The 11494-nt window shown below is 69.2% G+C and carries 13 protein-coding genes and 1 pseudogene; 4 read left to right on the top strand and 10 right to left on the bottom strand.

The features are described 5' to 3' along the window. Positions 1 to 195: 195 nt before the first annotated feature. From NCC78_RS19495 to NCC78_RS19480, 5 genes are all read right to left on the bottom strand, one after another. The gene (locus tag NCC78_RS19495) at positions 196 to 1641 is read right to left on the bottom strand and encodes a glycosyltransferase family protein (RefSeq protein WP_250796109.1); all 1446 of its coding nucleotides are present in this window, start codon (positions 1639 to 1641) and stop codon (positions 196 to 198) included. A gap of 271 nt (positions 1642 to 1912) precedes the next feature. Continuing rightward, positions 1913 to 2269: a hypothetical protein gene (locus tag NCC78_RS19490; RefSeq protein ID WP_250796108.1), complete on the bottom strand. Its 357-nt coding sequence runs from the start codon at positions 2267 to 2269 to the stop codon at positions 1913 to 1915. A gap of 106 nt (positions 2270 to 2375) precedes the next feature. Then, positions 2376 to 2906, bottom strand: coding sequence for a hypothetical protein (locus NCC78_RS19485; protein WP_250796107.1), 531 nt, complete (start codon positions 2904 to 2906; stop codon positions 2376 to 2378). Between the two features lie 180 nt (positions 2907 to 3086). Then, positions 3087 to 3215, bottom strand: a complete 129-nt coding sequence (locus tag NCC78_RS32090; protein ID WP_284706327.1) for a hypothetical protein — start codon at positions 3213 to 3215, stop codon at positions 3087 to 3089. Positions 3216 to 3545: 330 nt separating this feature from the next. Then, entirely contained in the window at positions 3546 to 3947 is a 402-nt protein-coding gene (locus tag NCC78_RS19480; RefSeq protein WP_250796106.1) for a winged helix-turn-helix transcriptional regulator, read from the bottom strand. 35 nt (positions 3948 to 3982) lie between these two features. Here NCC78_RS19480 and NCC78_RS19475 point away from each other — a divergent pair, with 35 nt between their 5' ends. Then, complete coding sequence (locus NCC78_RS19475; RefSeq protein ID WP_250796105.1) at positions 3983 to 4702, top strand: NADPH-dependent F420 reductase; 720 nt, start codon at positions 3983 to 3985, stop codon at positions 4700 to 4702. 239 nt (positions 4703 to 4941) lie between these two features. Here NCC78_RS19475 and NCC78_RS19470 read toward each other — a convergent pair whose 3' ends face one another. Beyond that, positions 4942 to 5436, bottom strand: coding sequence for a MarR family winged helix-turn-helix transcriptional regulator (locus NCC78_RS19470; protein ID WP_250796104.1), 495 nt, complete (start codon positions 5434 to 5436; stop codon positions 4942 to 4944). Positions 5437 to 5559: 123 nt separating this feature from the next. On the opposite strand from NCC78_RS19470, the gene NCC78_RS19465 reads away from it, so the two are divergent. Further along, positions 5560 to 6633, top strand: coding sequence for an alkene reductase (locus NCC78_RS19465; protein WP_250796103.1), 1074 nt, complete (start codon positions 5560 to 5562; stop codon positions 6631 to 6633). Between the two features lie 10 nt (positions 6634 to 6643). Continuing rightward, on the top strand, positions 6644 to 7555 hold the full coding sequence (locus NCC78_RS19460; RefSeq protein ID WP_250796102.1) for an NADP-dependent oxidoreductase: 912 nt from the start codon (positions 6644 to 6646) through the stop codon (positions 7553 to 7555). Positions 7556 to 7662: 107 nt separating this feature from the next. On the opposite strand, the gene NCC78_RS19455 is transcribed toward NCC78_RS19460, so the two are convergent. Continuing rightward, the gene (locus NCC78_RS19455) at positions 7663 to 8376 is read right to left on the bottom strand and encodes a hypothetical protein (RefSeq protein ID WP_250796101.1); all 714 of its coding nucleotides are present in this window, start codon (positions 8374 to 8376) and stop codon (positions 7663 to 7665) included. A 531-nt stretch (positions 8377 to 8907) separates the two neighbouring features. Between NCC78_RS19455 and NCC78_RS19450 the strand changes: the two genes are divergently transcribed. Beyond that, positions 8908 to 9762, top strand: coding sequence for a pentapeptide repeat-containing protein (locus tag NCC78_RS19450; protein ID WP_250796100.1), 855 nt, complete (start codon positions 8908 to 8910; stop codon positions 9760 to 9762). Here the strand turns inward: NCC78_RS19450 and NCC78_RS19445 are convergent. The 3 genes and pseudogenes from NCC78_RS19445 to NCC78_RS19435 form a co-directional block, all read right to left on the bottom strand. Beyond that, positions 9741 to 10133, bottom strand: a complete 393-nt coding sequence (locus NCC78_RS19445) for a hypothetical protein (protein ID WP_250796098.1) — start codon at positions 10131 to 10133, stop codon at positions 9741 to 9743. The two genes, NCC78_RS19450 and NCC78_RS19445, sit on opposite strands and share 22 nt — an antisense overlap. Positions 10134 to 10294: 161 nt before the next feature. Next, on the bottom strand, positions 10295 to 10789 hold the full coding sequence (locus NCC78_RS19440) for a GNAT family N-acetyltransferase (protein ID WP_250796097.1): 495 nt from the start codon (positions 10787 to 10789) through the stop codon (positions 10295 to 10297). A 120-nt stretch (positions 10790 to 10909) separates the two neighbouring features. After that, positions 10910 to 11283, bottom strand: a pseudogene (locus tag NCC78_RS19435) (cyclic-phosphate processing receiver domain-containing protein). Positions 11284 to 11494: the final 211 nt, after the last annotated feature.

Here is an 11494-nt window from a genome sequence, read left to right as displayed (position 1 = left end):
GCACGTTCTCCTGGATCAACCGGTGCCGACGCACGGTCCGAGACTACGAACGGCTACCCGACCACCACGCCGCGATGGTCCAATGGGCCATGATCATCGTCATGACCCGCCGCCTCGCCCGCCACCAGCACACCTGAAACCCTTATTTACCAGGCTCTAACTGTTTGAGGTCTGGAGTTGCGCTACCGCTGGCTCTCAGTTCGGTGTTGCCGGCGGGCGCTGCGGCAGGTACACCTCCCACCCAGTGGTGGTGAGGTCCCGCACCGGGATCCGGTGCCAGTCCTTGGCCCAGTCGGGCGGGGCGCAGTCCTTGACCAGCAGGGCGAAGCGTCCGGTCGCCGCGGCCTGCCGCAGCTGCGCGGTGTTCGCGTTGCGGTTGTATCCCCGGTCTTCCAGCGCCCGGCACCTGGCGTAGTAGGCGATCGGGATGGCTTCGTGGCCGGAGATCACGCACGGCGGTCGTACCCCGTGCGATCGCAGTGTCTGGACGAGGCGGGTCCAGTCGCCGCGACCGCGGACCTGTTCCGCCACGACGTGGTGCAGGATTCCGGCCTGGATGGCGAGGTGGCCGGCGAAGCCCAGCGCAACCACGGCGGCGACGACCCGCCGCCGCTGGCCGACGGCCGTGGAGAACAGTGCGGCGAGCCCCGGGGCGGCGCAGGCCAGAGCAAGGGCGTACGTCGGTAGCAGGAACCGGGGTGCGGAGTATCCGATCAGGAACAGGTAGGGGAAGGCCATGGCGGCGGCGACCACGAATGGCAGCCATGCCGTCCGTGCCATACCCGCCCGGTGGGCCGCCCGGACAGCCAGTGGGATCAGCACCGCCAGCGCCAGCCACCACAGCACCGCCGGCCACCGCACGGGGCTGCCGCACGGGCGGCACAGGATCGGCCCGTCCAGGGTGCTGATCGCGTGCCCGAGGGAGAACTGCAGCCTCGTGCCGCCCTGCACGTGACCGGCCTGACGGATGCGCTCCAGGAGCCCGCCGTAGCGCAGTTCGGCCTCGACCGCCCACGGTGCGCCGCCGAGCACGAGGCCTGCGACCACTGCCGCGGCCAGCCGCCACTGCCGCAACGTGGGCGTCGCGGCGGTGGCGGCGAGCAGCGGGAGCCCGAGCCAGAAGGCATCGGCCGGACGCATCAGGGCGGCCACGGCGAGGGCGGCGACGAGCCCGAGGTACGCCCCGGGCCGGGCTGGCTCGGCCGCGGCCAGCAGGAAACACCCGACCGCCGCCACCGCCGCCATCGCCGTGTAGTGGTTGGGCATTGCGGCGTTCGCGTAGAACAGGGCGGTCCAGAGGCTCGCGTACAGCCCGGCGACGATCGCGGCGGTGCCGGGCCGCCGGGACACCCGCGACCACACCCAGAACGCCAGCCCGAGCGACGCCGCCGCGGTGACGGTGAGGAACAGCCGGAGGACGACGGTGGAATCGAGCCAGGACGCTACCGGCCACACCAGCAGGGTCACGCCCCGGGCGCGCGGTGCGCTCATGAACGCCGGCGGCGCATGGTTGCCGTGCTGGCTCACATAGACGACCTCGTCCCAGCCGAGGTCGAGACTGGCCGGCACCGCGACCAGCGACGCGGCGGCGAAGATCACGCACACCGCGACCAGGGGTCGCGCGCCGGATCGGCGTGTCACGGATGAGGAGAGCACCGACACCTCGCTCGACGAGTCACGCCAGGCCGCGCCCAGCGAGGTGGGTGGGGATTGTGTGAGCAGTCCTCATCTTAGTAGGAAGCGGGACCTATCGGGCCTTATCCGCTAATCCTGGGCCTTTCCGCGATTCCGACTACCAGCCCGAGCTGCTGCTGGCAGAGCTGTACGGCGACCGCGCCTACGACCACGACAAGTACCGCGAGGCGGTGCGGGGCAAGGGCATCCGCCCACGGATCGCACACCGCAGACAGCCTTACGGCACCGGACTGGGCACCATCAGGCGGGTCGTCGAGCGCACGATGGCCTGGTGCCACGGCATGAAACGGCTACGCATCCGATGGAAACGCCGCGACGACATCCATGAGGCGTTCTCACCCTCGCCACCTGCGCTGTTCATCGGCATGTCGTAGTCGGTCAGGGTCGGTACCTGGAAATCCTGGCCGGTCACGGTCGGGAGAGTGGCGAGGGCCCGCGTGAAGGATCCGACGTGGTCGGAGCTGAGCCAGGTGGGGTCGCCGTGCGGCCGTGCGCGGTTGAGCAACGGGCCGAAGACGAGGGTGTTGACCCGCCGCTGCTGGCCGCCTTCGGCGGAGAGGGTTTTGCGCAGCATCCGAGGGCTCCGCCGCGCATGGCCCTGGGGCTGGTCGCGGGCAGGGCGAGGTAGGCGGACAGGCCGAGGATCATGGTGTAGCTGCCCCCGTCGGCCATTCTCGGGATTAAGGCGCGGGCGGCTGCGAAGTGGGCGCGGCTGGGGTCGACGAAGTAGGTGTTCCAGGTGGCGGCGACAGGTGGGGCGCGATGTGGCGGATCGTCGGCCCGTCCGGGTCGTGATAGTCGAGGAGAATGTCCGGCTCATGGTCGGCGTCAGCATGCGGTTCGCCCGCCCGCTGGTGGGTGACGGCCCCTCCGAGTGCCGGTGGGGCGTTGCCTGTTACCCGGATATTCACGCGCTGCACATCGTCGGTCTGCCCGGACGGGCCACTGGTGAGGACCATAAGGGCCGAACCATTCTCGTCGCCGCGTGAACGGACGCCGGCGGCGCTTGACGGGTTGGACTTCGAGATCTGGCAGTGGCATGCCCGGCCGCGGGCGTGCAGCGCCTGTGCTAGGTGGTCGACGAGGGCTAAGTGCGCGTCGGGGCAGGCGACGGCCACTTGCAGACCTCTGCCGGCTGCCGCTGCCACGATCGCGTTGGCAACGGTCGCGAGCACCGCCCGCTCGCGCGCGACCGAGGAAAGATCAAGCACATCAGTTCCCCACCGGGCTCGCCGTCGCCGGCCGCCCTAACTCGTCCGGGTATCGCCGGTATGGCCACCGGCTACCCGTCGCCGGCGCGGATGTCCACCCCTGCTACCGACACAGGCGCAAGGAACACCGGTGCTTGTTACATCGCCTTCTCTCCAGACTGGACGTTCCCGTCGCCTGGCTCACAACCCAACCCGGAAGCTCACCAGCGCAGCCACCTGGACGACCTGCACTTCATATGCACGCCGCTGAATGCTCTTGCCGAGCGGATCGGCGAATTCGCCGACCTGCTCACCGCCCGTCGAGGGCATGGCCTTGACGCCTGGATGGCCGCGATCGAGGCGCTTCCGCCCGTCGCCCTCGGCGCCGAGTCCGGGTGCCGATCAGCACCCCCGCCTTCACGAGCACGCTCAGGTGACGACGGTGCATTGGTATCGGTGGCGGGTGTCTGCGGGGCCGCTGACGCGGGCGCTTTGCTGATCGCGCGCAGTCGCCCGACGGACGCATTGCTGCCTCCCGCCTTGCTGGCGAAGGACTTCCCCGGCGTGGACGAGCTCCGGGGGCAGTCGCGGGACGTTCTGGCTCAGCCGGGCTGTGGGTGCGGCTGAGGGACCGCCTGGCACCTGCCGCACGGTCGACACCTACCGGCCTCCAGCGCGACGAGTGAATCTCTCCCGCGCCTCGAACCGCTCCTGAGCGTCAAGAACCGCATCGGCGTACCTGGTGGCCCAGGCACCCATCGCCCGCATCGGCTCCAGCAGTGCGCTGCCCGCTTCTGTCAGGGAGTAGTCCACGCGGGGTGGCGCTTCCTGGTACGGCCGGCGTTCCACCAGGCCGTTGTACTCCAGGCGGCGCAGCGCGTCGTTGAGCACCTTGGGGCTGACCCCGCCGATCCGGGTGAGGAGCACTGCCGGACGCGTCGGGCCGTACGCGGCGATTGTGAAGACCACGACGCTGTCCCAGCGGTTGGCGAGCACCTCGAATGCCACGCGGGCCCGGCAGTCGGAGGTGTAGTCGTCGAGTTGGTCAGCCTGCCCACCCATGTGTCCATCCTGCCCGAGGTATCGCACACCGTTCGGTGTGCATCGCCCTGCCTATCGTCCTGCACGGCGGTACCGAGCCGCCGCAGCGCGAGGAATGGAGCAGCAGGATGAAAATCGGCATTCTCGGGACGGGCGGTATGGCGGCGGCGCTCGGCGGTGCATGGACCGCGGCCGGGCACGACGTGGTGATCGGCGGCCGGAGCCAGGAACGGGCGGAGCGGACCGCCGGGCTCATCAGCGCCGCCGGGCATGGCAGCCTCGCGGATGCGGCGCGCCACGGTGACGCCATCCTCGTGGCGGTCCCGGCGGCAGAGGCGCCGCAACTGGTGGGCTGCCTCGCTGGGAGCCTCGCCGGACGGACGGTCATCGACTGCACCAACTCTCTCGTACCGACTGACGAGGGGCTGATGCTCGACGCTGGTGGTGCCACGTCTGGAGCCCGGCAACTGGCAGCCGCCGCGCCCGACGCGCACGTGGTCAAGGCGTTCAACCTCTGCCACGTCAGCATCTGGACCCTGCGTCCGCCAACCTTCGAGAACGTACCGTTGGCAGTGCCCTATTGCGCCGACCACCCCGCGTCAGCCGCGGCGACGGAGACCCTGATCAGCTCAATCGGCTGCACGCCGGCGCCGTGCGGCGGGCTGGCGCGGGCGGCGTACCTCGAGGCGACAGCGGCGCTTGCGATCGGGCTGTGGTGGGCAGGCGGGCAACCGCGCGCCGCGTTCCCGTCTCAGGCGGAGGTGCCGCATCCCTGAACCTGTCGCGTATGGCCGGTCCGGTGGCGTAGCCCGACTCCACCGGACTCGAGCACCTGCCAGCACGACCCACATCAAGCGTCGTGCTGAACATCCGCACATGCCGTCGACCGTGCGCGGCCATGCCGAGTTGAGGGTATTGCGGTCGTGGGCGTAGCGGGCCCAGGTGTCGACATGCGACCGTGAGCGCCGACGGCCGAAACGCCACAGGCGCGTGTGCCCGGAGCAGCGCGAGTTGGCTAACGGCTGACGCTGCGCTCGGGGTCCGGCTCGTGCGCGGTGAGGTTGTCTTCCAGTTGGTGCACGACGCGGAGCGCTTCCCGTTGTTCGTCCGGGGTCATCTCGCCGACCGTACGGCGTTCGAGGTCCTTCCAGATGCGTTCGACCTGCTTGCGGAGGACGAGGCTGGCCGGGGTGGGCTCGACGCGGGTGGCGCGGCGGTCGTCGGGGTCGGGGACACGGCGTACGTAGCCGGCCCGTTCGAGGCGCTGCACGGTGCGGGTCATGCTGGCCGAGTCGGTGTCGAACTCGTCGGCGAGGTCGGTCTGACGCTGCGGCCCTGACTCCCACAGTCGCATCATCAGCAGTTCCTGTCCGGGGTGAAGCCCGACCTGGCGGAGCAGTTGGCCGGCAAGCATTCGGTGGGTGCGGGCCAGCCGGAAGATCGCGTGGCTGATCGGCCCGCCCGCCGCGGCGTCGGGCCGCCGCTCGATCGGCACATCCTCTGCGCTCATGCCCACCAGATTAGCTGTTCGGGCCAGGTGTGGCAGCGGTCACCTGCTGTTGCAGAAATATCTGGCCCGCCCTAGACCATTTACCTGTCTAGGACAGCTAATCTGGCGTCGAGGGAGTTGAACATGTCGAGAGCATTCGAACCAGTCACCATCGGCCGCCACACGGCCGGCAGCCGGGTGGTGATGGCCCCGATGACCCGCAGTCGGGCGTACGGGCCCGGAACCAGCCCGACGGAGCTGATGGCGACCTACTACGCCCAACGCGCCGGCGCGGGGCTGATCATCACCGAGGGCATCCAGCCGTCGGCGGTCGGGCAGGGCTACCCGGACACCCCGGGACTGCACACCGCCGAGCAGGTCGCGGCGTGGCGGCCGGTGACCACGGCGGTGCACGATCGGGGCGGGCTGATCTTCGCGCAGCTCATGCACACCGGCCGGATCGGCCACCCGAGCGTCTACGAGCGGGAGCTGACGCCGGTCGGCCCGTCGCCGGTGAAGGCGGCCGGCACGGTGTTCACCCGAGACGGCTCGAAGGAGTTCGTCACCCCGCGGCCGCTGGACCGTGCCGGCGTCGCGCAGACCATCGACGCCTTCGCCGCAGCGGCCCGCAACGCCGTCGCCGCCGGCTTCGACGGGGTGGAGTTGCACGGCGCCAACGGGTACCTGCTGCACCAGTTCCTCTCCACCAACGCCAACCAGCGCGACGACGAGTGGGGCGGCAGCGTCGCCGGACGCATCCGGCTCACTGTCGAGGTCGCCCGGGCCGTCGCCGACGCGATCGGCGCCGACCGGGTCGGGCTGCGCATCTCCCCCGCCAACCCCTACAACGACATCGTCGAGGAGGGTCACCGGGAGACCTACCTGGCGCTGCTCGGCGCGCTCAACCCGCTCGGCCTCGCCTACCTGCACGTCGCCGAGGGACCGGACACGGAGTTCACCGGCCACCTGCGCCAGCGGTGGCAAGGCCCGCTGATCCTCAACCCGTACACACCCGGCGCGTACACCGGGCCGGAGGCGCTCAAGCTCGTCGAGACCGGCGCCGCCGACCTGGTCTCCTTCGGCGCCCTCTTCCTGGCCAACCCGGACCTGCCCGACCGGCTCCGCACCGGCGGCCCCTTCAACGTCCCCGACTACCGCAAGGCCTACGGCGGCGACCACCGCGGCTACGCCGACTACCCCACTCTCATCCAGGAATAGGGAGACAGCGATGAAGGCCATCACATTCGACAGGTTCGGCGGCCCCGACGTGCTGCACGTCGCCGAGGTGCCACTACCGGAGCCAGGCCCGGGCCAGATTCGGGTCCACGTCCGCGCCGCCGGGGTCAACCCCCTCGACGGCAAGATCCGCAGCGGCGCGATGGAGGCCCTCTTCCCGACCCCGCTGCCCGCCGTACTCGGCATCGAGCTGGCCGGGGTGGTGGACGCGCTCGGCGACGGGGTGACCGATGTCGCCGTTGGCGACCACGTCTTCGGCTGGGCCGACGCGCCGACTGGCTCGTACGCCGACTACGCCCTCGCCGCCACGTACGCCCGGCTCCCCGACGGCCTGGATTTCCCGGCGGCGGTGACCCTGCCGGTAGCGGTCGAGACCACCAACCGCGTCCTCCACCAGCTCAAGGTCACGTCCGGGGAGACCCTGCTCGTGCACGGCGCCAGCGGCACCGTGGGCCAGGTCGCCGTGCAGGTCGCCGTCTCCCGCGGCGTCACGGTGATCGGCACCGCCAGCGAGAAGAACCAGGATCGCGTACGCGCCCTCGGCGCCGTCCCGACCGTCTACGGCCCCGGACTGGTCGACCGGGTACGCGCCCTCGCCCCCAACGGCGTCGACGCGGTGCTCGACACCGCCGGCAAGGGCGCCCTGCCCGACTCGATCGAGCTACGCGGCGGCACCGACCGCATCATCACCCTCGCCGACCCCGACGCGCACCGCCTCGGCGTCGCCTTCGCCACCGGCCCGGACCAGCGCTCTGCCAGCGATCTCGCCGCCTTCGCCGACCAGCTGGTCCGAGGCGAGGTGAGCACGACCGTCGCGGCGATCTACCCGTTCTCCCAGGCCGCCGAGGCGCACCGGCTCAGCGACAGCGGCCACGCCGGCGGCAAGGTCGTCCTCGTCGCCTGATCGCAGGCCGACGCCCGCCCCGGCAAGACCGGTCGCCCTGGCCCACCCCGGCCAGGGCGACCGGTCCCACGGGCACCGCACGGATGCGGGCACCACTGTCGCCAGCGTCAGGCAGGCCACGGGATTTCGTAGTACGTGGTTCCGGACGAGATGGAAATCAGATACCGGCGCTTTCGCAGCGGGCCGTCCCGCAGCGCGCGGAGGTCGACCGGTTGAGATTCAACGAACACAGTCGGCCAGGTGAGTTCGGGCACGGGTTGGTTGTCCAGCAGGCCTGGTTGGCTGTTCGGGCCTGTGACCTGGGACCAGCCAACCTGTAGCGTCCAGTCCTGCCCGGGAACGAGGTAGCCCAAAGTCGGCCACGACATGAACAACCCGTCTTCGGTCTTGCCGTCGGCCGCGTAATACCGTTCAACATCCTCAACTGCCGAGCCGGTGACCGGAATCAACCCCACAGCTTTCGCACTCGTGTCCACCTGGCGCAGAACATCGAGCAGGTCGCCGTCGGCCCCGAGGTACTGGGTCTCGCCTCGCCCGCACCTCAGACGGTAGGTGTCATGCCCCCACAGGCCGTTCGTGTCGCCGGCATGGCAGATGTCACGTGTTGTCGTCGCAACCGGCCTCAGCGCAGACGCTTTCCCGGTGACGGCGGAGAGCACCACGTCGACCTGCTCAGCCGACGACGCGCTCGCCCGCCTGGCCGCCGCCGAGTTCGCCTCCCGGCTGGCCTCCTCCCGCGTGGGGGCATCTGATCCGCATGCGGCCAACGCAAACGCCAGAATCACGACCGTCGTCAGCCTGATCCGGCGAAGAAAAGCCATGGCCACGAGCATGCCGGCTGGCTGCGGTAGCAGGGTGAGTCCTCGTACTCATCCTGCCGTGATTCGGCCGCCGGCGAATTGGTCACCGTCGCGAAGAGTTCACCCGGCCCTGTCCCGTTGAGGCCGCTGAGCAGCAACGATGTCCGCTCCGGAGCGATTGACCTGCCCGTGGGGACCGAGTTGGTCAGGTGCCGCTGCTACAAAGATGGCTGGCACCGCCGATTCCGGGTCGACTGGCGTCACAGCGGCAGGGTTACTGGACATCGATACCTAGCGCTCTGTCCCGCTCCGCCGAAGCCGTTGCTGGTCCGGCACCTGCAACTCGATCCGACCCGCAACGTCATGACCAACGCTTCCTGGGTCGTGACCTCTTCGGCGAGCCCGAAGGCGTCAGCAATGCTGGCTCGCGCTTGTCAGGTGTGCGGCGTCCGCACATGCCGAGATGAGTGTGTTCATGGAGTCCCCGTAGACGCAGACTGCCGTCATCGCGGTATGGTGCTCGGCCGGCAGGTGGTTGCGAGGCGGCGTGGCGTGAGCGGAACGTTCCGAATAGAGGCGGCGCAGATGGGTCTGCGCCGGTACTTGCTGGCCCGGGGCGAGCTGAACGGCGGGCGTTTCGAGGTAGCGGATGGCAACCTCGATGTCAGCTTTGCTCGCGCGCGGATGGTTGATGTCGGCTTTTCCGGGCTGAGGTTTTCCAGCTTCCTGGCGCACGACTCGGTGTTCGAGCGCTGCGACTTCTCCCGGACCACGTTCGACCACGTCTTGTTCGGCGCTACCGGCTATGGCGGCGAGCGGTGGGACGAACTGAGCTGGCCGGAGACGGTGTTCCGGGAGTGCGTCTTCGCTCGCACCCGGATACCTCCGCAGGCCTACTTCGGCAACGCCCGGTTTGAGCGCTGCACCTTTGACGGCGCCCGCCTGCGCGACTTGACCTCTACGCACAAGGCACAGTTCGTCGAGTGCGCCTTCCGCGGCAAGATTCAGGACGTCAACTTCTGGGGTACGCCCACTGAGCACACCGCGGCGCTCGGTCGAGACCGCAACGCCTTCAGAGGTAACGACTTCACCGGCGCGGAACTGCTCGGTGTCGCGTTCCAGCACATCGATCTCGACGCCCAGAGATTTCCAGGCCTGCCCGACTACGCCGTCCTGGACCGGATTGACCAGCGCGTGGCGGCCACGCTGGCCGCCATGGCCGACTGGCCGGACGACGAGATCAAGACCAAGGCGGCGTGGTCCCTGCGATTCGGGGCCGACTGGGCGATCAAGTACAACGACGGGCACGCCCTGGTGTCTCGGAACTGGGTCAGCCGGCGGCTGCCACCGGACGTTCGCGACCAGATCTTCTGGATGCTCGTCAGCTACACCGACGACCAGCAGTAAAGGTCACGACCGTCGGCCGCTGCCGACCGTGCCAGATCCCGCAGCTGGACATACCGATCGGCTTCGTGCTCGTCCAGAAGCTCATCCTCGGCGTACTCCGCCAACCGTTCGTCGGACGCGCTAGCCAACGCCAGGGCGACCTCCGGCCGCACCCGCGTCAGCCACGGCCCGTCAGCTTCGGCGGAGATCACGACATCGTCACCGAACTCGCTGGGATCCCGGCCAGTCAACTCTGCGACCCGACCGGCCAGCCCATCGATCCACCCCTTGCAGTCCACATACGGCCAGCCAATGCCCGCCGGCCCCGCCGAAAGATCGACACGGTCCAGCTCCACGCTCGACGCCGCGAAGTAATCAACGAGCACGCCCACGGCAAGCACGGTAGCGGCGGCGAACCAAAGCCGCGAGACTCGGTCCGATGAGGCGCCCGCGACTCCGACGCGCACTCATCTGCCGCGTGGCGCTCGTGACCGAAGGTGACGTCGGCGCCGGTGCTGGCGTCCGGTCGTGCCGATGTGCCGATGAGGGTGCGTCACGCAGTGACCCTCCTACCCAAGAGTCGACCGGAATCGGCATACCCGTGCCGGCCATAGAACCGCACGGCGTCAGCGTTCCGGTGATGGATCCCGGCGGACAGATAGCCAATCCCTTGGGCCGCAGCCCAGTCCTCCGCCGCCTCGAGCAACGCCGAACCGATCCCTTGGTTCCGCGCCTCATCCGTTACCACCGTGTGGATCTGCGCCGAGGGCTCAGGCCGCAGGATCTGATGGTCCGGCGGGTCCGGGTTGCGTACCACCTCGACCATGCCGACCAGCCGGCCGGCGACCTCCGCGACCAACACGGCATGCCGTGTCGTGTCCTCGGTCAGCACCGCCGAGAAGTGGCGCACCACCGCTTCCGTCTCCGGTATGCGGTAGACCTGCGGATCTAGGACGAGATGCGCCTTAGCGTTTGACTTACGCATCCGTACGAGCGACCCGACGTCGGCCAGAACCGCCGGTCGCACCGTGATTTTCTCGCCTCCCATCCCTGCGAACCTACGGGATCGCAGTGCGGGTGCGTCGTCCGCCACCGCAGCATTCCGATGCACGGATCTGCCGCGAGGCGCTTGTTTGACGAAGCCTCTTGGGCGCCGTGCGGTCGGTGGTCACTCCGTCGCGGTGGGGCTGTCGAGGTAGGCGACGTCCGCCGAGCCCGACGCAATGCGGACGCGGTAGCCCAACGCCGGAGAGCTTGGGCCATCTTGGTGGCACCGACTGGGTTGGCGGAGTGGATGTTGATGACGCCGACGTCGAGCGGTCGGCCGTCGAAGGCAGCGCGTTCCAGGACCTCGACGACCGGCCAGATCGTGTCGTCCTCGCCAAGGTTATGGTCAAGCCACAGCTCGTCCAGCCGCTGATCGCGGCAACGCACGAGAAGTTCCACCCCGGCTGCACTGGTACGGGCCACGTCCGCGCTGCGGCCGTCAACGAATGAGCGTAGATCGTCGACGAGGATGATTCGAGATTCGTCCGTTGCCATACGAAGATGATGCCCGGCCCTCGCATTCGCCATGATCAGGTGCACGCTTCTGCCGCTGTCCGCGCGTTGGTAGCAACTGGCGCTGTGCGCTGTCGTGCTGAGTTGCGGGGTGTCGGACGGGCTCACCGCCTCGCTCCGTCAGACAGGGGAGGACGAGAGCGCCTCGGCGATCATTCGGTGGCCTTGGGCTTCGAACGACTCGTCGCCTACT

It is taken from the genome of Micromonospora phytophila (assembly GCF_023656545.1).
Classification (GTDB): Bacteria; Actinomycetota; Actinomycetes; order Mycobacteriales; family Micromonosporaceae; genus Micromonospora; species Micromonospora phytophila.
This window is presented reverse-complemented; position numbering and strand designations above follow the sequence as displayed.